Below are 21,970 nucleotides of genomic sequence, written 5' to 3'. Positions count from 1 at the left end.
TCTTCGCTGGCTCAGTTGAACAGCGATGCCTGATCTTCCTTCCGACGGTTATGCAATCCCGATACCGGAGCATCCCGTGATTGGGAATATTCCATGAATTCCGCGCACGCCGCGAGGACCCCCGCCTGCGTACGGTTTGCTACGCCCAGCTTGGTCAGCAATGCCCGCACGCGCATCTTCACGGTGTTTTCAGTGCAGGCTTTGACGCGGGCAATTTCCTTGTTGGACATGCCCTGCGAGAGAAATTGGAGCAATTCCTTCTGAGCAGGATCTAGCTTTGCGGTCAGAATGGCTTTGCTGCGGGAGTGGTAATGAATGGCGCCGTCTGGTTCGCCGATGCAAATTCTGGGCACCTCCGCCGCCAAGGCCACAAGATGGCCCAATGCCTCGCAAGACAGATCAGTGGGCACACTGCAAGCGGGCTTTCCACGCGCGACCATCGCCGAATAAAAACCGCTATCATGTTCATCATGCATCACGATCCAGTTCCCAACAGGGATCTTGGCGGCCATCGCTGCTAGCTGCTCGCCTTCGGCTGAATGATGAGTATCCACATAGATGCCGACATCGGCCGAATTGACGACTGTCTTAAGCGCCGTCTGAAAATTGCGGGTCGATACCGAGACAGTGATTCCCTTTGCATCCAGCGCCTTACCGATCATTTCGCAGAACAATGAGCCCTGGCAAACCAGGACTACAGATAGCTGCTCGGACATGAGGCCCCCATGAATCTGAATCGTCAAACTACAGCGATCAGAAACAAACGGGTGTCCTTGCGATAACGCAAACAGACGACGCTCTGGCATTAAAAATATGGGTAAAGGGTGTTCCCTCTTGTCCCGCATGCCGAGCGAAGAAATCCGATTTGTTGCCGACCATCGATACGCAGTGCGACTCGGACCCGAGGGCGGAACAATAGATAAATAAATTCTAAACTCAATAGATATTTTCAGACACTAATGGGTGTTCATTAACACTAAAGCGCATCAGTCAGAGCATAAGCGTTTGCGCTAAGTCCATATAGATAGTTGATTTTATCGTATGACTGTTTCGCTCAACCACTTGAGCATCTCGAGCGCCCTACAGTGCGTCTCCATTATCTATCGATGCCGGTAAATTCGCTGACGGGGCACGATAGCATGCAGCAGAGACATATTTTAGGCGTCTGCGAGCGTGTTTGGGGGTCCTGTCACGGAAAAACCAACAGGAGACAGATCATGAAAACCATCGCAAAGATCGCCAGTGTTGCAGTCGGATCGCTTGTGCTTGCTGCAACGCCCGCAATGGCCCAGGATTCCGAAAGCTATGCAATTGCCCTTTCGGGATCGGTTGCCAGCAATTGTGAACTCGTTCCCGAAGGCAATGGCTCCTACACCGTCGATATGCTGGAAACCGGAAATCAGGGCGTCCTGACCATCCTTTATTCCTGCAACTCGCCCTATACCGTATCGCTGCAGTCGCAAAACGGCGGAATGCGGCATGTCGAGAGCGGCGGCGCAGTGAACATCGATTATGACGTGGAAGCCAGCTTCCTGGGTCTGGGCATTGGCGCCACCAGCACCAATTCCGCAAGCATGCAGGCGGCACCCGTCAACATCGTCACCAACAATGACTGGGTCAACATCCTGCTCAATGGTGGCACCCGTACCGGCAACCTCGATCTGTCGTTCGACAGTCTCGCTGAATATGCGGTCGCCGGCACCTACGAGGATGAGCTGACGATTACGCTGACAGCGAACCTCTAAGCACCCCCAGCATAGAGGTTTGCTTTGGGTCGGGAGGAACGCGTCTTCCCGACCCACTTCAGTCACCAGGCATCAGATGGGGGATCTGTCATGTCACCACGTTTGAAAATCATAGGATTACTTGTTGCAGTAGCAGCGATCGCAACGGCCGCTCACGTGGCTGCTTACGACCTCAAGCCAATTGTTTTTCAGCTGGCACCATCCGGCCCAGGCTCAAGCCAGGCCATGATGATCACCAATTCGCACGAAGTCCCGATTGCGATCGAAGTGCGCGCCTATGGGCGAAAGCAGTTAGCTGACGGCGGGGACGTGCTGACGCCAGAGGACGACGATATCGTAATTTATCCGCCTCAGATGGTGATCCAGCCAAAAACCAGCCAGAGTTTCAAGGTCCAGTGGGTCGGGGATCCAACGCCAAAGCAAGAGCTCGCCTATCGGATCGTAACAAACCAGCTTCCCATCAAATTCAAACGCGCCGAGTCGAACGGTCGCGTCGCCGATGTGACGATGAAATATCGGTATGAGGCAGCGCTTTATGTAGTTCCCAAGGGAGCAACGCCATCGGCCTCTCTAACCTCGGTCACGAGAGTTACGGAGGCTGGTGGCGGGGCTTCGCTCGAACTACGAATCCGTTCGGACGGCACGCTTCGCGCCATTCTTGACCAGCCATCGCTCCAACTGACCACGGCCACAGGCCGAAGCGTTACGTTGACCGGTGATCAGGTCAAACCCTTGGTTGGCCTTAACATCCTGCCTGGCGTGGAACGTGTTGTGCGTATCCCTGCGCCTGCGGATCTTGAGGCTGGGCCGCTACAGGGGCAGCTGCAGACCAAGTATACGACGCTTTAAAAGGGATATGTCGTGCACATCTCCCTTCACATGCCGGTGGCAGCAGCGAGTCTGTTGATGAGCTGCGCCACCCCGGCGCACGCAATGCGACAAGAAGTGCCCGAAACGCCCACTCCGACCGATGCTTCAAAACCATCGGATCAGGAAGTGCCGCGGGTCACCGATACCCAGGATACGGAAGCATTGTTTCGCCAGGTTTTTGGCACCGATCGGCCAGCGCCGGCGGCGGGCGAATATTCCGTGCTGGTCGATGACATCAATGTTGGCGATTATCGGATAACGCCCGGAAAAAGCACCGAAGGCAGCATCGATGCCAGCTTGGTTCGAAACGCCTTGTTGCCGATCGGGCTGCCCGAGTTGGCGACAAAGCTGAAAGCCATCTCCCAAAAGCCCATCGTTCAGTTCGAGGAATTGCGAGCGGTCGGGTTGGATGTGGCATTCGATCCGGGGCAACTGGTGCTGCGGATTCGCGTGCCGACCCGCTTGAGAAACGTTCGTGAGCTGGCGTTGAGAACCGCACGGCAACGTCAGGATATCGAGTACGCCGATCAGGCGGTCGTCTCAGCCTATGCCTCTTTCCGAGCAGGCGTTGATGTCATCGCTCAAACGACCACGCGGGATCGGGGGTTTAGCGGCAAGGCGGTCGATATTGACCTGGGGGCCAATCTGTTCGGTGTCGCTGCCCAAGCTCGGTTCCGATATAATGAGCGTCGCCGCAATAGTTGGTCTCGTGGCGATATCCGTCTGACCTATGACGATGTCAGCCGGTTAATCCGTTACGAATTGGGCGACCTAAGCGTGGGGAGGCGACCCTTCCAGCTTGCTCCTCGAATGGCTGGGATCTCTGCCTATCGGGAGTATCCGATCGATCCCTATCGCAACATCAGGCCAACCTCCGAACAAGGCTTTGAACTCGATCGGCCCGCCAGAGTGGAAATCGTCCTGAACGGCGTTCCCACCCGCAGCTTCGACTTGCCCGCGGGCCGGTTCAGTCTGCGGGACTTTCCACTGGTCCCATCGGCCGCCAACGATATTGAGCTGCGGATCACTTACGCCACCGGCGAAGTGCAGATCATCTCTTTTCCCGCTTATTATGACATCGAGCTGCTGAGTCCGGGATTGGTAGACTTCGCCCTGAATCTTGGCGTTCCCTATCAGGATGATGACCGCGGCCGGGTTTACGACGACGGCAATTACAACCTGCTTGGCTATGTCCGCTACGGATTGAGCAATACGCTGACAATCGGCGCCAATATTGAGGGCGACCGATACTTTAATCTTGTTGGGGCAGAGGCGATCTGGGCGTCGCCCATCGGATCCTTTGCCCTCAATGTCGGGACGAACGTCAATAATCTCGGGCTGTCCAGCAGTCGCCTCGCGCTTCAATATGCCTGGAGAGATGCCAACGCGCAGACAGGTCGCTCGATCGATGCTCTACTAACGGTAACCGGCGAGGATTATCGGTCGTTAAATCAGATTTTCGGCAGCAATCTGATCACGATGTCCGCATCGCTTCGCGCGGGTCAGATGATCAACGACCGAATGCGCGTACAAGGCTATGGTGGATATGAAGAGGTAAGGGGTTTTGGAAGCCGCTACTATGTCGGCGCCAATCTCTCATATCAGCTGCCTTGGGGGTCACTCGCCATTGGTGGCGAATATCGAAAAAGCCCCGAAGAGACAGGACCCGTTTTTCGGGCATCGCTGTCTGTGCCGTTGGGCCGGGGAGCGCTCAACGCCAGCTACACCACGCAGAACAATTCAGCGCGCGTCGAATATAACCGATTGGCCGCCTTGGGGGTTGGCGCGATCGGCATGAGTGCCGGGATCGAGCATCGTGACGACTTCGATCGGCAGTTTGCGCGAATGACCTATATCGGCAATCGTTTTGAGGCCTCGGCCGATCTGACCCGCTCCACAGGTCAAGGCGGACAGCATGATCTGCGAACTGGCCTGTCATTCGGTTCGTCCATTGTCATGGCAGATGGGACCTTTGCGATCGGACGCCCGATCAGCAACAGCTTTGCGTTGATCGATCTCGTATCGGACGCTGCTGACTATCAGATTGCGGTAGAGCCGCGTCAGGGGTTTGGCTCTACGACGACCCGGTACACCGCGTATAGTGGCGCACTTGGGCCTGCGGTCATCCCCAATCTTCCAGCCTATTTCGATCGGACCATTCAGGTGGACGCGCCATCTGCGCCTGCCGGGACCTCTGTTGGTGGCCAGGTGTTCGTCGTGCGGCCTGGATATCGCAGCGGCTTCAAACTCCTCGTGGGCAGCGAAAACAACGTCTCCCTCATCGGAACGCTGGTGGACAAGGCCGGCAATCCAGTGGGCTTTGCATCGGGACAAGCCCGGAAAATGGGGGGGGATGACAACGACGAGCCGTTGCTCGTGTTCACCAACAATAGCGGACGGTTCTTCCTGGAAAATGTTGCCGCCGGTGCCGCTTACGAACTCACCATCACCTCAGGCGAAGTGAGCACGCGCACGACGGTCAATATCCCCGCGGAGACCGTTGGAATTTATCGGATCGAGCAGCCGATCGCACTCGACCTGACCATGCCTGAGCGCAAAGGAGATCAGCCGTGAGCCCCGATCGTTATGCCGCCTTGTGGTGTGCCGCAGTCGCCATGCCACTTTCTTCAAGTCTGGCACTGGCTCAGGACCTGCCCATCGACGCGGAATGTCGGTTGGAAATACAGGTGGAAAATGACGTGGAATGGCGCGGGCTTTACGGCCGCGGCTATGAGGTGTTCGATCAGGGAGGGGAGTTTGAGGTCGTACCGATCACCATTCGGCACGAAGGGGCCGCGTGCCGCTATTTCATCACTGCATCCGGGCTGACCGCAGGCGGAGATCGTTTTCTGACCGGGCCGCAAGACCAGCTACAATTCGACCTGTTGCGCGATCCCAATGGGCCGTCCGTGCTGTCTCCCGATTTCTCAGGCAACCAGTTGAGCCGCATTGCTGGCGCATTCCAAGCCGGGGCGTCCGCGGTCTCAATCCCGCTCTATGTTGCCGTTCCCGCCGGTCAATTCGTGCGTGGCGGCAATTATCAGGGCCAAGCGGCCATACGTCTGTTTCGGGACGATAACGGACCGGAGCTGGCAGACGAAGGGACCGTAGGTATCGCGGTTCCAGTTGCGTCAGTGCTAAAAGTAGAAAGCGTCGATGCTGGTCCAGGGGTCAAGGATTTAACGGTCGATTTGGGCGATTTGGCCCAAGGCGCGCGTCAGACCGTCACCTTTGCGATCCGCAGCAATGCCAATGTGACCGCGCGATTTGAATCCGCCAACAATGGGACCCTAAAGCACTCTGCAGGTGCCCCCCCGATCAAATACCAGGCAGCGCTGGCGGGGAGCCCGGTCGACCTAACCGGTGGAGGATGGCAATCGCTGTCGGTGTTTGGTCAGAATGATATGTCGGTGCCGTTGGACTTTATCGTCACCCCTCAGCCCTATGCCGGTGCGGGGGACTATACGGATATGGTAACGGTTACGTTTCGGGCAGATTGATGCGCTAATCCGGTGCTATAACAGTTCGGATTTGGACACTAAAAAAGCCGCGAGAAGTTTCCAACTCGCGGCTTGAAAAAGAACCCAAAAATCAGGTTTTGGCTTTTGGCTTACGACCAAGGCCGATTTTCTTAGCCATTGCGCGACGTTGTTCGGAATAACTCTCCGAAACCATCGGATAATCTGGCTTGAGATTATACCGCTCACGATATTGTTCAGGGGTCAGTCCGTGTCCGGAAAGATGACGACGCAGCGTCTTGTACGGCTTGCCATCGATCATCGAGATGATGTGATCTTTCGAGGCCAACGACTTGCGAGCAGATACCGCAGGAATATATTCTTCCGAGCTGGCATCACTCGCGTCACCTGTTGCTGAACCGCTCGAATTTTCCAGTTCGGTCAACGTTGCATGCATGGAACGCAGGAAAGCTGGAACTTGGTCTGCATCAACGCGATTGTTCTGGTTTGACAACCAGGCTGCAGTCAGTTCAGCGGCAAGCTCGACAGTACCGTAATTTGCTTCTTCAGACATATTTGACCCCGTTTAATTACCGGTGTCATAACAAACCTATTACCAGTTTCAAGTGCGATCAGTGGATTTTGCAGGCTAAAAAATAAAGCTACTGATCGGCTTTGGAGCCCCATAGCTCTGAATTGTGGCATCGAGCAAGAATGGCTGAGATCGAGAATATTCAATTACAAAGGCTTTCGGACCAGACCTCACCCGCCGAACATGATTAATCCAAACTTTCAATTGGTTGAAATCATGGGACGGAAGTCGTCTATGATCAGCCGGAAGAGGACAGATTTTCCCGATAGATTTCACCCTTGTCCAAGGTCCGGACAATTAATTCAGCATCCCATTCCGGCGTCACCCGCAACCGGACCATGACGGTCGGCTGATTGGGCTTCAGTCGTGCAACACCACGCTGGGTGGCACGATTGGCCCCGCCGCGTCCCGCTCGCGATGCGACGGTGAGTTCATATTCGAGTTCGACCGGGACAGACGTGTCACCCTCTACGATCAGCCACTCGATCCCATCAATTTCCCGGACCTCCATCTTGATTGGGTGAGAATGGATGGAGGCGGCCTGTGCTTGCATGGACGATTTTCCGATCATGGGTGTTGTGGTCACCGACAGAGCGCCGAGTAGCCAGACAGAAGCGATGTTCATTGCGGTGTTCCCTGGCGCGCGATCGCTTCGATGATGGCGGCCGTCGCAGCATCCATTGTCGGTTCCGCTTCCAACGTCTCCGGGGGCGTGGGTTGCGCGGAATCGAGCACGGTGGAAGCGAGGGCCTGGTCGGGGAACGCGTTGGCATCGCCGCGTGTCGCTAATCGCCGAATGGCTCCCGCCGATGCCTCTGCCTGCGCCTGATTTTCGATCAGGATGCGCTGTTCGGGTGATAGCGGGGTCGGGGCGGGGCGTGCGAATTCGGCTGAACGCGTTTCGATAACCCGCGAACATTGGGCCGGTAGGGGGGCCTGCGCCGCCAATCGCGGATCGCAACGGTCGTCACCTTCCACCGCTGACACCGCGGTATTCCGTCCTTCTGCGGGGGTGGAAAGCGGTGCACTTGGTTGTGCCGTTCGCCCACCGCTATAAAGCTGAGGCGAGCGTTCGCGTTCGCCAATCGTGGAAAGTTGATTGACCGGCGCTGGCCGGGCTTCGCGGGGGCCGGCCTGAAGGGTCACGCCTGCGGGATCTTGTCGGGACTTTTCCGGCTGAGTGATCTGCGCCGAACCGCTCCTGTCGGCTGCGGGCGATGATTGCTGCGATCGTATCTGGTCGATTTCGCTGGTCGATTGGGCGGCCGCGGGCAAGGCTAGGAGCAGCGTGGACGCAACAGCAATCAGTGGTCCAAGCCCATGCTTCATGCCGCTTCTCCTGCCATCAACCGCCGCCGCCGGCGCCACCGGTCTGATGGATGGCGATGCTCGCGCCGCCCATCTGCTCGACACCCAGATTGGCATTGGAATTCCCTTCCTGCGTCCAGGTCAAGCGATTGCCATCGCCCAACTGGCTGGCCGTCATCGCGTTGACGTTGCCATCCTGCGTCAAAGCCGCGCGATTGTCGCTACCATCCTGGGTCAGCGCCATTAGGTTGCCGCTACCAGTCTGCGCCAGGATCGCGCCGTTATGGCTGCCGGCGCCAGACTTCTGGTCGAGCAACGCGCGGTTGCCGACGCCATTTTGCGTCAGATAGGCGACATTCTGGCCGACGCCCTTCTGGGCTGCGAGCGATTGGTTGTCGTCGCCGTCCTGATCGATCTCGAGATAGGAGGTCGCACTTCCCTTTTGCTCGACATCGGCGCGGTTGCGGTCGCCGCGCTGGCCGATGCGGGCATAGGCGTGCGCGGCGGTCTGGACGATTGTCGCACGGTTGGCGTCGCCGATCTGGTCGATAATCGCCGTCCGGTTGGACACTGCAGGCATGTCGATCAGGATGGGCGGGGAAGGCTGGGGTTGATGCGGGTTGCCACCACCCTTGCCTTTGCCAGCGTTGCCCTGATGTCCGGCATTGCCGTTATTGCCGTTGCAGGGGTTACCGGTGCCCTTGCCGGGACCCGATCCGCACGGATTGCCGGGGGGAACATGTGCCGTCTGCTGCGCGAGCGCTGGAAGCGTCGCGAGCAACGCGCCACCCACCATCACTGCCAGAACATGTTTTGCCATGGTCGCCTCCCTCGGCATGAAACTTCGAAAAAGGGGCCGGTGCGCGTCCGGGGGGACCAGCGCACCGGCCATCAGGGTTTTACATCGGCGAGGCCGTGCCACCCTGAGTTACAGTCGCGGAATTGAACGCACCGCTCTGATTGATCATCGACTCGTTGCCGCCCATTGTCTGGGTAACCGTCGCGCTATGGTTGTTGCCCGACTGGATGATCGTTGATTCATTCGACAGGCCGTCCTGCGTGACGCTGGCCATGTGCATGCTGCCCGACTGGTCAATGTCGGAGATGTTGCGATCTCCGCCCTGAACCAGAGTGGCCGAGTGGTTAGAGCCGCGCTGTAGGATGTCAGACTGACCAAAAGTGCCCGTCTGGGTAACGTCGGCGGTCTGATTGGCACCGCCGAGCGTGCCCTGATCAATGCCCGAACGGTTGTCCGAGCCGATCTGTTCGACATAGGCGGTCTGGTTGTCGCCAAGCTGTGCAATGGTGGAGCTGTTCCGTTCGCCCGCCTGATCGACTTCGGCGAGGTGCGAACCGATCAGACCCTGATCGATCGACGAGCTATTGAAGCTGCCGCCCTGACGCAGCACGGCGTCTGAGAGAGCGCCGCGCTGAGTCACTGCCGATGTTCCGTTGTCGCCGCTTTGGGTAACAGTTGCGTCGTGGAGCGCGCCAAAGGTGCCGCCCTGATCGATCGTCGAAGTGTTGTCGCTGCCCGACTGACGGACGAACGCGTCCTGGCCACCACCGCTCTGCGTAACGGTCGAGGTGTTGCGATCGCCCGACTGGATTACGCCGCGGACATTGGCATTGTCGCCAACATCGTTGGCAAGTCCACCCTGGGTAACGGTCGACTGGTTGTCGTCGCCGGTCTGCTCGACGTTTGCCCAGTTTGCGCCAGCCCCGTTCTGCAGAATGTTGGAGCGGTTGCCTTCGCCACTTTGAGTCAGGATTGCGCTGTTGGCGCCCGACACCTGATTGATGACCGATCCGTTGTTGGTGCCGCGCTGAAGCACGTTTGCAACGTTGTCGCTACCCGACTGCGTGATATCGGAAGTCAGCGTCGAGCCGTTCTGGTTTACGGAGGCGTTATCATCGTCACCGGTCTGCAGAATGTCCGAGCTGTTGCCGTTACCGGTCTGGTCGACGGTCGCGATCGCGTCGTCGTTGAACTGGCGGATGCGCGAATAGGCGTCGCCATTCTGGGTGACGGTAGCGCTATTGCGGTCGTCGCTGGCATTTCCGAAGAAGCCGGTTCCGTTGTCCTGGCGAATTTCGGATTCGGCGCTGTTGCCGCTCTGCGTGACGCTGGCGGTGTTGTTGGCGCCGCCCTGATTGACGGTCGACGAGCCGTTCGAGCCGGACTGGGAAACGGTCGCCGAGCCGTTCGATCCGGTCTGCCCGACGGTTGAGGTGTTGCTTTGCGCAAAGGCGGGAGCCGCTGCGAACAGGGTCAGCGCCGACGCGCCGATGAGAAGATGACGTTTCATGATGATAATCCTTGAAAAATGAAACTGGCCGGGGCGACGCGATCAGGCGCCGCCCCGAAGTTAATCAGAGGCCGCCGCTCTGCGTGACGGTCGCGATGTTGCTGGAGCCGCCCTGCGAGATGGTCGAGGTGTGACCCGACCCCGACTGATCGACGAACGCCGAGTTGTTGGCACCGCCCTGCGTCACGTTCGACAGATGGCCGGAGCCGCCCTGCGTCACCTCGACCAGGCCGTTCGAGCCGGTCTGGGTGATGTTCGAGTTATTGAACGACGAACCGGCAAGCTGCAGCAGCGATGCTTGGTTGTTGCTGCCGCCCTGTTCCAGCGTGGACGTGCTGTCGCTGCCATACTGACGGATATTGGCGGCAAGAGCGACCGTCGAAGCGCCGGTCTGGTTGACCGTCGAGGTGTTGGCCTCACCAATCTGCTCGACGAACGCCGTCGTCAGTGCGGACTGAGTCACGGTCGACGAGTTGATGTCGCTCGCGCCTGCTGCCGCGTTGGTGTTTTCCTGACGAACCGTCGCCGTTGCACCGGCCGCCCCGCCCAGCTGCGCGACGCTCGACACGTTCTGCTGGCCGAGCTGGCCAACATCGGCGGTAGCGGCAGAGTCCTGCGTGATCGTCGAATCATTGGTCGGGAAATAGGTCGGATCGGTGCGATCCGCCCGTTGATCGACGATCGCGCTGGCGCCACCGACATTCTGGGTCACGACCGAACGGTTATCGCCATAAGCACCGCCCTGATAGACCTCGGCTTCCGATGCACCATTCTGGGTGACAGTCGATTCGTTGAAGATACCGATCTGGGTGACTTCGGCCTGCGCCGCGCCGCCATTCTGCGTGACGCGCGACAGGTTCAGCTGTCCGCGCTGATCGACATCGGCCACTGCGCCGGCAGCGCCACCACCCTGATTGATGGTCGAATAGTTCGCGCGGACTGGCTCACCGCCACGATCAGTGCGGGGACGACCGAAATTGTTGCCAATTTCTTCCTGACGCACGATCGCGGTCGCACCCGATTCTTGGGTAACGAACGAGTCGTTCTCGTTGCCGAACTGCTCAACGTCTACATTGCCGCCGACACCCGACTGGTTGATCATCGATGCGTTGCGATTACCATCCTGCAGCAACGACGCGGAATTGTCCGCCCCGGTCTGCGTCAGCATGGAGCTGTTGTCATCGCCGTTCTGATTGACATTGGCGATGAGGAGGCTTGGGGTAGTGCCGCTGGTCTGGGTCAGCGTCGAACTGTTGCGATCGCCGTCCTGCAACACCGATGCGCTGGAGTTTTCGTTGCCACCGTTGGTGCCAAGCGTTTCTTGACGCAGGTTTGAAATGTTGTTGTTACCGAACTGCGACACTGCTGCTTCGGACCAGGTCGTCGGATTCTGATCGATGTCCGAGCTGTTGTTATTACCAACCTGAACAACGCCAGTTGCTGCCGAATTCAGCGGCACACCTACCGTGGCTTGGCGGCCAGCCTGATCGATGTTCGAAAAGTTGCCATCGCCGGTCTGGTTGACTTCGGCGTCGAGCTGCGGCCCATCCTGACGAATGATCGAAGTGCTGTCGCCATTCTGACGGACGTCGGCACGGTTGCGATTGCCGCTGACCTGATTGATCGACGATTCTGCACCATTCCCGCTCTGTTCGACGCGGACGCGGTTGCGGCGGCTAAACTCTAAGCCGTCACCATCTTGCTGAACGGTCGATTGGGCATTGGACCCGGACTGGGTGACTACGGCTTCGTTCCAGGCGTTAGTCTGGTTAACAGTTGAGGTGTTATTTTGCGCCATTGCCGGCACCGCTGCGAACAATGCCGCTACGGAAACCGATGTGAGAATTGAACGTTTCATGGTTGTCATGCCTTCTACGAGGGGTGATAACCATGCTGGCCCGAAGCATTTCTGCTTCGAGGTCGCATGATTGGTTGCACACACATTCACTCATGCTCGCCCGTCGGAACTCCACTTCCGGCGGGCGAACCTTGTCTGGCTTGTATTGGTCTTGCGAACGCCAGACGGCTCGCCGGACCTTGGGGGTGGGCCGGAACGCTTTTACGCCCGACCAATCCCTGGTTTATCGACCTGCGCCAGCACCTCCGCCATTTTCCATGTCGGGGGCACGCGGCACTTCCTTCACCGGAACCTCGCGCGGGCGCAGCTTCATCGGTGCGGCCTTGCGGGCGGTGTCCATCGCCGATTGCACCTGCTGGGGGCTGAACATGCCGTCGCGTTCCTGGCGATAACGCCAGAGCATCGGCCAACCCGCTTGGGTGTCGGCAAAATTCCAGAGATTGAGGTCAACGCCCTCCATGACGAGGCCGTAAACCGCCTTTTCGATTGCCTGTTGCAGCGCGATATGATCGGGCTCGTTGGTGGTAAGGCCGATTTCGGCCTCGAGTAGTTCCTTGAAGCCCACGAAGCGAAACGCGTTGGCGCCCAGCGACTGCGATGCGATCGTCTTGGACGCGGTCACGGTAGTCAGCACTTCGCCGGTGCGAACTGAAATCGCGCGGAGATATACGGTGACCGTGTCTTGGCGATACTGGGTCTTGGCGCCAATACCCAGGAATGCAGCCCCCGCGCCACCGGTGACGGTATTGGTGTCGTAGCTGATGATTCCGCCTTCGAGCAGAACGCCGGCAAACAGCATGGCGGGCAGTGCCTGGGGATTGACGTTCGTCTCACCCAGATAACGTTCGCGCATCTCGCGAATGATCTGGCGTTCGTTCAGCAGGTTGCGAAGTTGCTCGCGCTCGACGATCGTGAACCATTTGCGGTTACCCGCATCCTGAAGCGCCCGCACCAGGATCGATGCGCCACCCTGGGTCACCGCACGCGACAGCGTTTGCGTACCGCCTTCGCCGACTCGGTACTGGCCAGTTTGATCCGTGAAATTATAGACGGCGATCGCGACCGGGCGCGACGGCTGCGGCAATTCCATCAGCAATTGCTGGGTCTGGGTGTAGCGCGGATACATGGCCATCGGGTTGGTCGACGGAATATCCGCGCGCCCTTCCTCCAGACTCATGCATCCACTTGCCAACACGGCCAGTCCTATCGCTGATAAGCAGGTTCTGAACACGACGTTCCCCCCCGGAAGCGTTTGATTTAACCCAGGTCGATAAAGGTCGGGACGACGATGGTCGTCGTTTCCCCGGTCGCCTCGGTGAAAATGGTGATGGTGACGTCGTCCAGACCACGCACGAAGCTGATCGTCTGACCGCCAAAGCTGAACGTGCCTCGCTCCTGCGGGTTTTCCCCGAAGATCGCGTCGACGAGCTGGGACGACAGCGCCGACAGCAATCGCGACTGAAGTTGGCGGGCAAAGATGTCGGCTTGCGAATTGGACGTGGTCGACCGCGGATCGCGATAGTCGTTTTGCGCGTTGGCCGTGCCAAGAATATGATTTGAATTGAACGGATTGCCGCCGAACGTCGGGCTGTAAGGCTGATAGGTCAGATCTTGCGCTGACACGCTTGCCGGTAACGCGAGAAGCGTCACGGCAATTGCCGAGTAAAGAATTCTCAATTTCCCCCCCCAACAGGAAGTTTGCAAACCCGACCCGTTTGTTAATCTCTTATTAACGTGCCTTGGGATGGAGGCGCATCCTCCATATGGGGTAGCGGGACGATTTTCTCGAACAGGTCCCGGTTTGGTACATGGTCGATTTTATTAAGCATCCGTACCGACCGGCGTCAGGCTGACATTAGTGCCGGCACCGACATGACGATCCGAACGATTTCGGTCTGTCGCGAGCATCCCATTTTGGCGGTGATCGACTTGAGCTGACTGCGAACGGTCGTAAGTGAAGTCGATCTCAGTCGAGCAATGGCCTCTGGATCTAAGCCGCGCGCCACAGCGCATGCGATTTCCGCCTCTGCGGCACCTAATCCAAAAAGCGATCGCAAAACGGGCATTGCGGCGTTGATCCTGGCGTCCGGGTCCGCAATTAATCCAATCAAGACTTGTTCGTCGGCAACCAGTCGCTTGGTAATTGTCATCATGTAGGGGGAGCCGCTGTCGCGCTCGATGCTGATCGCGCGGGTGTCGTCAGGGGCGGCAGCGCCCAGATCGGCCATTGCGCGTGAAAATCGCGCCATGTCCTGAGGTCGGCAAGCGTATATCCGACCGCTGCGAAGGCGCAACCCATCACCGTTTTTCAAGAACGTCCGCCCGGCACTATTCGCCTCTAACAGGCAGCCACTGGTATCGAACAACAGAACAGGCGTTGCGACCATCTCAACCACGGCACGAGAGCGGGCACAATCGCGCAACGCCGTGCGAAGCTTGTCGCGCGCGGTGATGGCTGCAATCAGCGGCTGCCCCAGCATCTGCAACTCATCGAGTGCTTCGTTTGAGAAGGGCGTATCGGTTGGCGCCCGTTTTACATCGATGGATAGCTCGAACGGGCCGCGCCCGAATTTTGCGGTGAGACTGTGAAAGTCGGTTTCCGGGTTCGTCGTCTGGCGATCACCGATCCGGCGGTTCCAGTCCGTCCCTGAAGCTGCATTGTGGCGCGATTTCGCAGAACCGATTTGTGGCCGAGAAGATGCTCGACTTCTTCTGTCCGAAACTGCGATTTGCGCAAATTGCGCGCGATTTCGCTCAAGCAACAGCCGCGCGACTTGCGACAACGCCTGATCATCCTCCAGCGCACTCAAAATCGGTACGATTTCCGCAGCCATCTCTATTCATCCCAAGGCGCGACCCAAGGCATGGAAAGTTAAGCAAAGCGCACTGACCCCCACCGGCTTGCGCCGGGCTATCGGTATATGGCTGCCAGCTTAACCGTGGAAACGCAAATTATCTGCCATTCTGGCGCAATAGGCTCGCAATTTGGCTCGGCGGTCGATTTGGTCAGGGGTTCACCTCACAAACTGCCCCGTCTCCGAGCCTGAAGTCTCAAAAGGCAAACAAATCCAATTTCAGCCGGAGACGATTTCGGTCCACCGCGCCCGTATCCGTGACGTCGCATTAGCTTCAAATTTGCTGCCAAGATTGAACAGCGCTCTTGGTGTCCAAAAGGGCGAGAAAGATTGGATTGGGCATCTATGCCATCGCCATGTGGAATGGTAGAAGGAAATGCAGTCTTCTATAAAGGTGCACGATGAGTCTTAACGTCAAAGATCCCGAAGCGCACCGGCTTGCCCAGGCCATCGCTCGAGAGACTGGCCACAGCATGACCCGCGTAGTGACGGAGGCGTTGCGCGAGCGGTTCGCCAAGATTGAGCGCTATAAGGGAAGGGCTAGCGTAGCCGAGCTGTTGGCAGTCGCCGATCGCGCCGCCGCACACCTGAAGCGGCCCTATGCTGACCATGCCGAACTGCTTTACGATGAAAACGGCCTTCCGAAATGATCCTCGACACGTCCGCCTTGGTAGCGATCCTCTATCGCGAACCCGAGGCGATGAACTTCACGCAGCTTGTCCATGACGCCGATGCTTGCCGCATTAGCGTGGCGAACCATGTCGAGTTATCGATGGTCATCGAAAGTCAGCTTGGTCCCGAAGGAACACGCCAAGCCGATGCCTTCTTCCGGCGTGCTGGCATTGGCATTGAGCCCGTGACGGCCGCGCATGGCGAGTTGGCGAGGCAGGCGTTTCTCGACTTCGGCAAAGGCCGTCACAAGGCGGCGCTGAATTTCGGCGACTGTTTCGCCTATGCGCTCGCTAAGGCGACGGGTGAGCCGCTGCTGTTCAAAGGCAATGATTTTGCCCTGACCGATATTGATTCAGCCGCATAAAAAGCAACGTCGAACTACCCAACACAATCTCGCCGAGCGCGTCCAACTTATGAAAATTGCTGGGCAAGTAGGGCAGAACGGGTCACTTGGGATTGTGGGCGAGCAGACCGATTGTCTGGTCGGTAGCCCCGGTCTTATTCACCCGGCTTCTCGGTAGCAGGGCGCAGGAAACGATAAACCGATCCGCGCGAGATACCAAGTTCGCGCGCGATGTGCGCCGGGCGCATACCGGCATCGGCGAGATTGCGGATTGCGCCCGGGTCGATCCGCGCCTTTCCGCCTTTATAAGCGCCCCGTGCTTTTGCAGCGGCGATCCCTTCCGCCTGGCGTTCACGGCGGAGGTTGGTTTCGAACTCAGCGAACACACCTAGCATGTCGAGGAAGGCCTTGCCGGCGGCTGTGCCCGTATCGATCGGCTGCTCCGTGGCCTTGAGCGCAATCCCCCTGACTTTAAGGTCGTGCACGATATCCTGAAGATCTTTCATGGAGCGCGCCAGACGATCGATCCTGGTGACGACAAGCGTGTCGCCCGTTCGCAAGAAATCGAGCAGCGTCTGCAACTCGGTCCTCGACCCTCGCTCGGACCCGGACTTTTTCTCCGACCGGATCGTCTGACACCCGGCAGCACGAAGCGCCCGTTCCTGTATGCCCAAATCCTGCTCGACGGTCGATACGCGTGCGTAACCAAAAAATGTCATTGGCAGCCCCATCTGTTCGATCAGGCTCTAGACCCTTCGGCAAGACTGTTCAATGCGCGTGAGAAGGACCCTGATTGAACGGAAAATGCGTTTCACGAGAACTGTTCCGGCAGGGTATACCTGTTTGATCAGCTTTGGTCCTTGAGCCATAGCGTCGTAAGATCACACCTTGTCGGCAAAGAGCTCGTTCATAAAATGCCGGTGCACCGACCGCTTACGATTTAAGACGACGTCGATTGATGCGACCGCAGCTGGGTCGAAAACCATGCCAGTTTTGATCGTCGCCACAGCACATCATCTGCAGTGCGCGCCCATTCGTGGTCGCGCATCCAGCTTACCTCAATTTCCGTCAGTCCCGCCCCCAGATCGGCGCCCATCCCGGCAGCATCCGAGACGCCGTCGAGCATCTTGAACAATCGCGTCCCATAAGCACGGGCCATCCGTTCCGCACGCACGGCGCCTAAGAACGGATAGCGGGTATGTACTATGTCCAAAAACTGTTCGAACGTATCGACATCACCTCCGGGCAGCAGTCTGTTGGCAGTGTTGGAGGACGTCGCTCGTCCTAATTTACCCAACTGCTGCATGGCGTCCTCACCTAACGCGCGAGCAGTAGTGATCTTGCCGCCATATACAGTCAGTAAAGGGGGGCCGTCATCGTCAACGATCAGGCTATAATCGCGAGTGACTTGGCTAGCGCTACCGGCGCCGTCATCGACCAACGCGCGGACCCCTGACCAGGCGTGGTGAATGTCGTTCCGTGCGATCTGAGGAAGAAACGCACGGTTGGAGGCGGCAATTAGGTAATTGATCTCGTTATCATCGACGACCGCTTGTTCGGGAGTCTCGACTGCGACATCCGTGGTTCCTAGCGCAGTATAGCGGTCGAGCCACGGCACCGCGAACACGATACGCCGGTCCGGTTGCTGGAGAATATAAGCATGGTCACCGGCATAAAGGCGATCGACAACAATATGGCTGCCCTTAACTAGCCGCAGTCCTAGACCAGGCTTTGCATCGATGCGCTGAGCGACTTGCGGCACCCATGGTCCTGCAGCGTTGACAAGCGCACCGGCCTTTTCGCTACGTCCGTCGGAAAGCGTGGCTTACCAGCCTTCTGGCGTGCGCTGAGCGGAGACCAGTGCAGTGCGAGTGGCGATGTGAGCGCCCATTTGAGCGGCATCGATTGCTTTTGACAGCGTCAGGCGCGCATCGTCCACCCACGCATTCGGAATAGACAAAGCCTTTACTGCCGCCCCGAAGTGGTGTGCGGTAAAGCATATCGGTTTTCCGCACACCACGCGATCGAGGCAGCGACGAGCGCCCACCTAGCAAATCATATACATACAGCCCGGCCCGGACCATCCACCACGGTCGCACCGCGTTATCATGGGGTAAAACAAATACCATCGGTCGGATCAAATGTGGCGCGGCGCGTATTAGGCGCTCGCGTTCATAAAGCGCTTCATGAACAAGTTTGAATTCGTAGGTCTCGAGATAGCGTAAACCACCGTGGATCAACTTGGTCGAGGCTGATGAGGTATGGCTTGCGAGATCGTCCTTCTCAACCAGCAACACCGACAAACCGTTGACTGCCGCCTCGCGTGCTATCGCGCAGCCGTTGATCCCGCCGCCGACAACCAAAAGGTCATATTCCACGCCGTTTCCTAAAATTAAGGCCTTCCAAAAACCATCAGGCTCGTCAAAGGAATGAGGCACACATCAGCGATGAGCAGCGACACTCCTACCAGCATTTGGCGGGGTAGCGCGACCCTGATCCAGTTGGACGCGAAGGTTAGGCGCACCCGACCGTCTTCCTCCTGTTCCACTACGAACCGTTAAAACGATCTGGGTCATCAGCCGGGTTTATGACACGCGAGGTGTCTGACCAGATCAGCCTTAGATTGCCATAGGACGAGCGCCGCTAGGCCTGCGGCTTAGCCTCTAGTTCTTAACGCTCCTAGGTCGTGAACTCATAAACGGGGATCAACGATCGAGGCTTTGGAGTGACCGTTGACGTTGGCCGATTGAGCGAACAAGCTTTGGTGATGAGCAATCGAAGGAGATGGTTTCCCAGCGGCGGTGCCCTTGCCGGGGTGGTCGGATCCTTCTCTGTGTTCCTGTTCATCGGCATGCCGATGATGGTGATGGTCCTTCAGTCTGGCGGCGGATGCGAAGGGTTGCCCCATCCTTGCGAGCCCGACAACACGCCCCTCTATATCGCGCTCGTCGCACTGCTTTTGCTCGTAGTTGGCACTTGGTGAGGAGTGCGGAGGCTCGTGAACTTCTTCTACCACGGCGATTGAGCGACCTCTTTCAGTCGCTAAGGTACGGCGCTTGCCAACGAGTGGCTTTCCATGCGCACGCAATCGTGATTCAGGCTTACCATGAGCCGATACGACCTGACCGACTTCGAGTGGCGAGTGATCGAGCCGCTGTTGCCCAACAAGCCGCGAGGCGTTCCACGCGTTGATGACCGCCGCGTACTGAACGGCATCTTTTGGGTGCTCCGGTCGGGCGCGCCGTGGCGCGACCTGCCAGAGCGCTACGGCCCGCGCACCACCTGTTACAACCGCTTCGTGCGATGGCGAAAGGCGGGTGTTTGGGATCGGATGATGGATGCCATCAGTGCCGCCCACGATGGCGAGATCCAGATGATCGACAGCACTTCCGTTCGCGCCCACCAGCAGGCCGCGACAGCAAAAAAGGGGGTCCAGATCATTGTCTCGGTCGATCACGCGGCGGGCTCACGACCAAGATCCACGTCGTCGTCGATGCGCAAGGCCTCCCGATCCGGCTCGGACTGACCGCCGGGCAGACGCACGACGGCCAGATCGCCGACACGCTGCTCGACCATCTCGGTCCACGTACTATCGTGCTGGCCGACAAGGCCTATGACGCCGACCGCATCCGCAAGCTGATCCAAGACCAAGGCGCTACGCCAAACATCCCACCCAAGAGCAACCGCAAGTGGAAGCCGTGCTTCAGCAAGCGGCTCTACCGCGGGCGCAACCTGATCGAACGGTTCTTCTCCAAGCTGAAGCACTTCCGCCGCGTCGCCACCCGCTACGACAAGCTCGCCGCCAACTTCCTTGCCATGGTCCAACTCGCATCAATGCGCCTGTGGCTGCGCACTTATGAGTCTACGGCCTAGTTCGGCTTAAATACCAGCGGTAGGTGTCTTGAATACCCGACCTTAGCTTGATCGTAGAGCGCCACCCTAACGCTTCAAGGCGCGCAGTATCCAACCTTTTCCGTGGCGTGCCATCCGGTTTAGCCGGATCTCTAAGTACTTTTCCGTCATAGCCCACTACGTCCGCAATTAAGTCAGCCAGTGATCCAATCGCGACCTCCTCGCCGCTACCAATGTTTACGATGTCAGCTGCAGAGTAATTCTTTGCCAAGAAAACGAGCGCGTCCGCGAGGTCGTCAACATGCAGGAACTCTCGTAGCGGTTTCCCGGACCCCCAAATTGTGAAGCTGGGGCTATCCGCCTCCTTAGCTTCATGAGCCTTTCGAATAAGTGCGGGAAGAACATGGCTAGAGGTCAAATCGAAGTTATCAAAAGGGCCATAAAGATTCGTGGGCTGCGCCGAAATAAAGTCTAGCCCGTATTGCTTGCGATAGGCCTGGCAAAGCTTAATCCCGGCAATCTTGGCAATTGCATACCATTCGTTGGTAGGCTCGAGGGCGCCGGTCAGTAACGCGTCTTCATGAATAGGTTGCTCAGCGTATTTTGGATATATGCAAGACGAACCGAGGAAAACGAGTTTCGATGTTCCCGACGCGCGTGCGGCCTCAATGATATTCGCTTCGATCATCAGGTTGTCGTACAAAAACTCCGCCGGACGAGTGTCGTTAGCGTGAATTCCTCCGACTTTCGCCGCTGCTACAAACACTAAATCTGGGCGGGCCTCCGCCATCCAGTTTTCGACGTCCTGTTGACGGCGCAGATCAACCCGTTCGCGTGGGGCGGGAATGATTTCACAAGCTTCTCGGCTCAAGCGTCGGACGAGGGCTTGACCGACCATTCCGCGGTGACCCGCGACCCATACGCGCCGACCATGCAGACTAAACGATTCCACCGGCCTTAAACTCCAGAGCGGGGTCGAAGTGCCGCTTCCTCGTCGATACGGCGCGTCTTTGCTTCACGTTCGACCGTACGTAAGTCTGCGACCATCATGTCGGTGACCAACTCTTCGAACGTGGTGGTCGCTTCCCAGCCTAGTTCGGCCTTGGCCTTTGCAGGGTCGCCAATCAACAGCTCGACCTCGGTCGGACGGAAGTAGCGCGGATCGACCTCAACCAGAACGCGGCCGGATTGGGCGCAGGTGCCAACCTCTTCCACGCCCGAACCCTGCCATACGACTTCGATGCCGACATGAGCGAACGCACGTTCTACGAACATACGCACAGTTTGCGTTTTACCCGTAGCCAAAACAAAGTCGTCTGCTTTGTCGTGCTGGAGGATGCGCCACATGCCTTCGACATAATCGCGGGCATGCCCCCAATCACGCTTAGCATCGAGATTACCTAGCCAAAGCTTGTCCTGGATGCCGAGATGTATAGCCGATACCGCTCTCGTGATTTTGCGCGTAACAAATGTCTCACCACGGATTGGGCTTTCGTGGTTAAACAAAATTCCGTTGGAAGCAAATATGTCATACGCCTCACGATAGTTTACTGTGATCCAGTACCCATAAAGTTTTGCGGCGGCATAGGGGGATCTTGGATAGAAGGGTGTTGTTTCGCGCTGTGGAACTTCCTGAACAAGACCATAAAGTTCTGAAGTAGACGCCTGATAAAATCTTGTTTTCTGAGTTAAACCCAAAATCTTGATCGCTTCAAGTAGACGCAGTGTTCCGATCGCGTCCGCGTTCGCTGTATACTCGGGCGTATCGAAACTAACTTGAACGTGGCTTTGAGCAGCCAAATTATAAATCTCATCGGGTGCGACTTCCTGAACAATCCTAATCAGGTTGGTCGAATCCGTCATATCACCGTAATGGAGATGCAGCTGCGCGCCGCTTTCATGCGGATCTTGATAAATGTGATCAATACGGCCGGTGTTGAATGACGACGACCGGCGCTTGAGCCCGTGGACCTGATAGCCCTTGGCCAACAGCAGTTCTGCTAGATAGGCACCATCTTGTCCGGTGACGCCAGTGATAAGCGCGGTTTTTGCCATAGTACTTCCGATAAGTTGAGGAGCGTTTGGTGTGGATAATTATCTCCGTCCTT

Annotated in this window: 23 protein-coding genes; 8 read left to right on the top strand and 15 right to left on the bottom strand. The window is 57.7% G+C overall.

Annotation, left to right across the window (positions count from 1 at the left end):
• Window positions 1-11: 11 nt before the first annotated feature.
• On the bottom strand, window positions 12-716 hold the full coding sequence (locus tag ACX0GZ_RS14050) for a response regulator transcription factor (RefSeq protein ID WP_458817375.1): 705 nt from the start codon (window positions 714-716) through the stop codon (window positions 12-14).
• Between the two features lie 501 nt (window positions 717-1,217).
• Between ACX0GZ_RS14050 and ACX0GZ_RS14045 the strand changes: the two genes are divergently transcribed.
• From ACX0GZ_RS14045 to ACX0GZ_RS14030, 4 genes are all read left to right on the top strand, one after another.
• Entirely contained in the window at window positions 1,218-1,745 is a 528-nt protein-coding gene (locus tag ACX0GZ_RS14045; RefSeq protein ID WP_458817373.1) for a hypothetical protein, read from the top strand.
• 90 nt (window positions 1,746-1,835) lie between these two features.
• Window positions 1,836-2,594 carry a fimbria/pilus periplasmic chaperone gene (locus tag ACX0GZ_RS14040; protein ID WP_458817372.1) on the top strand — a complete coding sequence of 253 codons (759 nt, stop codon included), beginning with the start codon at window positions 1,836-1,838 and terminating at the stop codon, window positions 2,592-2,594.
• A gap of 30 nt (window positions 2,595-2,624) precedes the next feature.
• Complete coding sequence (locus tag ACX0GZ_RS14035) at window positions 2,625-5,189, top strand: fimbria/pilus outer membrane usher protein (protein ID WP_458817371.1); 2,565 nt, start codon at window positions 2,625-2,627, stop codon at window positions 5,187-5,189.
• Complete coding sequence (locus ACX0GZ_RS14030; RefSeq protein ID WP_458817369.1) at window positions 5,186-6,115, top strand: COG1361 family protein; 930 nt, start codon at window positions 5,186-5,188, stop codon at window positions 6,113-6,115. The genes ACX0GZ_RS14035 and ACX0GZ_RS14030 overlap by 4 nt, the downstream gene beginning before the upstream one ends.
• A 91-nt stretch (window positions 6,116-6,206) precedes the next feature.
• On the opposite strand, the gene ACX0GZ_RS14025 is transcribed toward ACX0GZ_RS14030, so the two are convergent.
• The 9 genes from ACX0GZ_RS14025 to ACX0GZ_RS13985 form a co-directional block, all read right to left on the bottom strand.
• Window positions 6,207-6,647, bottom strand: coding sequence for a Ros/MucR family transcriptional regulator (locus ACX0GZ_RS14025; protein WP_458817367.1), 441 nt, complete (start codon window positions 6,645-6,647; stop codon window positions 6,207-6,209).
• 256 nt (window positions 6,648-6,903) lie between these two features.
• Window positions 6,904-7,290: a hypothetical protein gene (locus tag ACX0GZ_RS14020; protein WP_458817366.1), complete on the bottom strand. Its 387-nt coding sequence runs from the start codon at window positions 7,288-7,290 to the stop codon at window positions 6,904-6,906.
• Window positions 7,287-7,994, bottom strand: a complete 708-nt coding sequence (locus tag ACX0GZ_RS14015; protein WP_458817364.1) for a hypothetical protein — start codon at window positions 7,992-7,994, stop codon at window positions 7,287-7,289. The genes ACX0GZ_RS14020 and ACX0GZ_RS14015 overlap by 4 nt, the downstream gene beginning before the upstream one ends.
• Before the next feature lie 16 nt (window positions 7,995-8,010).
• Window positions 8,011-8,793 carry a hypothetical protein gene (locus ACX0GZ_RS14010; RefSeq protein ID WP_458817362.1) on the bottom strand — a complete coding sequence of 261 codons (783 nt, stop codon included), beginning with the start codon at window positions 8,791-8,793 and terminating at the stop codon, window positions 8,011-8,013.
• A 79-nt stretch (window positions 8,794-8,872) separates the two neighbouring features.
• A complete protein-coding gene (locus ACX0GZ_RS14005) occupies window positions 8,873-10,282 on the bottom strand; it encodes a hypothetical protein (RefSeq protein WP_458817360.1) in 1,410 nt (469 codons plus the stop codon).
• A 64-nt stretch (window positions 10,283-10,346) separates the two neighbouring features.
• Window positions 10,347-12,140: a hypothetical protein gene (locus ACX0GZ_RS14000; protein WP_458817359.1), complete on the bottom strand. Its 1,794-nt coding sequence runs from the start codon at window positions 12,138-12,140 to the stop codon at window positions 10,347-10,349.
• A gap of 223 nt (window positions 12,141-12,363) precedes the next feature.
• On the bottom strand, window positions 12,364-13,335 hold the full coding sequence (locus ACX0GZ_RS13995) for a CsgG/HfaB family protein (RefSeq protein WP_458817357.1): 972 nt from the start codon (window positions 13,333-13,335) through the stop codon (window positions 12,364-12,366).
• Window positions 13,336-13,397: 62 nt separating this feature from the next.
• A complete protein-coding gene (locus ACX0GZ_RS13990; RefSeq protein WP_458817403.1) occupies window positions 13,398-13,790 on the bottom strand; it encodes a curli assembly protein CsgF in 393 nt (130 codons plus the stop codon).
• 194 nt (window positions 13,791-13,984) lie between these two features.
• Window positions 13,985-14,974 carry a helix-turn-helix transcriptional regulator gene (locus ACX0GZ_RS13985; RefSeq protein WP_458817355.1) on the bottom strand — a complete coding sequence of 330 codons (990 nt, stop codon included), beginning with the start codon at window positions 14,972-14,974 and terminating at the stop codon, window positions 13,985-13,987.
• A 422-nt stretch (window positions 14,975-15,396) separates the two neighbouring features.
• On the opposite strand from ACX0GZ_RS13985, the gene ACX0GZ_RS13980 reads away from it, so the two are divergent.
• Together ACX0GZ_RS13980 and ACX0GZ_RS13975 are read left to right on the top strand one after the other, a co-directional pair.
• Complete coding sequence (locus tag ACX0GZ_RS13980; protein ID WP_458817353.1) at window positions 15,397-15,645, top strand: type II toxin-antitoxin system VapB family antitoxin; 249 nt, start codon at window positions 15,397-15,399, stop codon at window positions 15,643-15,645.
• Window positions 15,642-16,031, top strand: coding sequence for a type II toxin-antitoxin system VapC family toxin (locus ACX0GZ_RS13975; RefSeq protein ID WP_458817352.1), 390 nt, complete (start codon window positions 15,642-15,644; stop codon window positions 16,029-16,031). The genes ACX0GZ_RS13980 and ACX0GZ_RS13975 overlap by 4 nt, the downstream gene beginning before the upstream one ends.
• A gap of 134 nt (window positions 16,032-16,165) precedes the next feature.
• Here ACX0GZ_RS13975 and ACX0GZ_RS13970 read toward each other — a convergent pair whose 3' ends face one another.
• The 3 genes from ACX0GZ_RS13970 to ACX0GZ_RS13960 form a co-directional block, all read right to left on the bottom strand.
• Entirely contained in the window at window positions 16,166-16,729 is a 564-nt protein-coding gene (locus ACX0GZ_RS13970; RefSeq protein WP_458817351.1) for a recombinase family protein, read from the bottom strand.
• Window positions 16,730-16,950: 221 nt separating this feature from the next.
• Entirely contained in the window at window positions 16,951-17,772 is an 822-nt protein-coding gene (locus ACX0GZ_RS13965) for an FAD-dependent oxidoreductase (protein ID WP_458817350.1), read from the bottom strand.
• 40 nt (window positions 17,773-17,812) lie between these two features.
• Window positions 17,813-18,388 (bottom strand): FAD-dependent oxidoreductase, encoded by a 576-nt coding sequence (locus tag ACX0GZ_RS13960; RefSeq protein WP_458817349.1) that lies wholly within the window; start codon window positions 18,386-18,388, stop codon window positions 17,813-17,815.
• 368 nt (window positions 18,389-18,756) lie between these two features.
• On the opposite strand from ACX0GZ_RS13960, the gene ACX0GZ_RS13955 reads away from it, so the two are divergent.
• Both ACX0GZ_RS13955 and ACX0GZ_RS13950 read left to right on the top strand, forming a co-directional pair.
• Window positions 18,757-18,993: a hypothetical protein gene (locus ACX0GZ_RS13955; RefSeq protein ID WP_458817348.1), complete on the top strand. Its 237-nt coding sequence runs from the start codon at window positions 18,757-18,759 to the stop codon at window positions 18,991-18,993.
• 123 nt (window positions 18,994-19,116) lie between these two features.
• Window positions 19,117-19,883, top strand: a protein-coding gene (locus ACX0GZ_RS13950) for an IS5 family transposase (protein ID WP_458817346.1) whose coding sequence is annotated in 2 segments (ribosomal slippage) — window positions 19,117-19,441 and window positions 19,441-19,883 — 768 coding nt in all. Because the reading frame shifts where the segments join, the coding sequence is not laid out codon by codon here.
• Here ACX0GZ_RS13950 and fcl read toward each other — a convergent pair.
• Window positions 19,873-20,814, bottom strand: coding sequence for a GDP-L-fucose synthase (gene fcl / locus ACX0GZ_RS13945; RefSeq protein ID WP_458817344.1), 942 nt, complete (start codon window positions 20,812-20,814; stop codon window positions 19,873-19,875). The genes ACX0GZ_RS13950 and fcl overlap by 11 nt on opposite strands.
• A gap of 5 nt (window positions 20,815-20,819) precedes the next feature.
• Window positions 20,820-21,917, bottom strand: coding sequence for a GDP-mannose 4,6-dehydratase (gene gmd, locus ACX0GZ_RS13940; protein ID WP_458817343.1), 1,098 nt, complete (start codon window positions 21,915-21,917; stop codon window positions 20,820-20,822).
• Between the last annotated feature and the right edge of the window lie 53 nt (window positions 21,918-21,970).

The sequence above is a fragment of the Sphingomonas aestuarii genome, assembly GCF_054457155.1.
The sequence above is the reverse complement of the archived record's forward strand: the minus strand, read 5'-3'. Positions and strand labels throughout refer to the sequence as shown.

Bases quoted from the DNA above. Each gene is read 5' to 3' on its own strand.
- ACX0GZ_RS14005 (WP_458817360.1), bottom strand. From the start codon at position 10,282: ATGAAACGTCATCTTCTCATCGGCGCGTCGGCGCTGACCCTGTTCGCA.
- ACX0GZ_RS13985 (WP_458817355.1), bottom strand. From the start codon at position 14,974: ATGGCTGCGGAAATCGTACCGATTTTGAGTGCGCTGGAGGATGATCAG.
- gmd (WP_458817343.1), bottom strand. From the start codon at position 21,917: ATGGCAAAAACCGCGCTTATCACTGGCGTCACCGGACAAGATGGTGCC.
- ACX0GZ_RS13970 (WP_458817351.1), bottom strand. From the start codon at position 16,729: ATGACATTTTTTGGTTACGCACGCGTATCGACCGTCGAGCAGGATTTG.
- ACX0GZ_RS14015 (WP_458817364.1), bottom strand. From the start codon at position 7,994: ATGAAGCATGGGCTTGGACCACTGATTGCTGTTGCGTCCACGCTGCTC.
- ACX0GZ_RS14000 (WP_458817359.1), bottom strand. From the start codon at position 12,140: ATGAAACGTTCAATTCTCACATCGGTTTCCGTAGCGGCATTGTTCGCA.
- ACX0GZ_RS14020 (WP_458817366.1), bottom strand. From the start codon at position 7,290: ATGAACATCGCTTCTGTCTGGCTACTCGGCGCTCTGTCGGTGACCACA.
- ACX0GZ_RS14025 (WP_458817367.1), bottom strand. From the start codon at position 6,647: ATGTCTGAAGAAGCAAATTACGGTACTGTCGAGCTTGCCGCTGAACTG.
- ACX0GZ_RS14050 (WP_458817375.1), bottom strand. From the start codon at position 716: ATGTCCGAGCAGCTATCTGTAGTCCTGGTTTGCCAGGGCTCATTGTTC.
- ACX0GZ_RS14040 (WP_458817372.1), top strand. From the start codon at position 1,836: ATGTCACCACGTTTGAAAATCATAGGATTACTTGTTGCAGTAGCAGCG.
- ACX0GZ_RS13975 (WP_458817352.1), top strand. From the start codon at position 15,642: ATGATCCTCGACACGTCCGCCTTGGTAGCGATCCTCTATCGCGAACCC.
- ACX0GZ_RS13980 (WP_458817353.1), top strand. From the start codon at position 15,397: ATGAGTCTTAACGTCAAAGATCCCGAAGCGCACCGGCTTGCCCAGGCC.
- ACX0GZ_RS14010 (WP_458817362.1), bottom strand. From the start codon at position 8,793: ATGGCAAAACATGTTCTGGCAGTGATGGTGGGTGGCGCGTTGCTCGCG.
- ACX0GZ_RS14045 (WP_458817373.1), top strand. From the start codon at position 1,218: ATGAAAACCATCGCAAAGATCGCCAGTGTTGCAGTCGGATCGCTTGTG.
- ACX0GZ_RS14035 (WP_458817371.1), top strand. From the start codon at position 2,625: ATGCCGGTGGCAGCAGCGAGTCTGTTGATGAGCTGCGCCACCCCGGCG.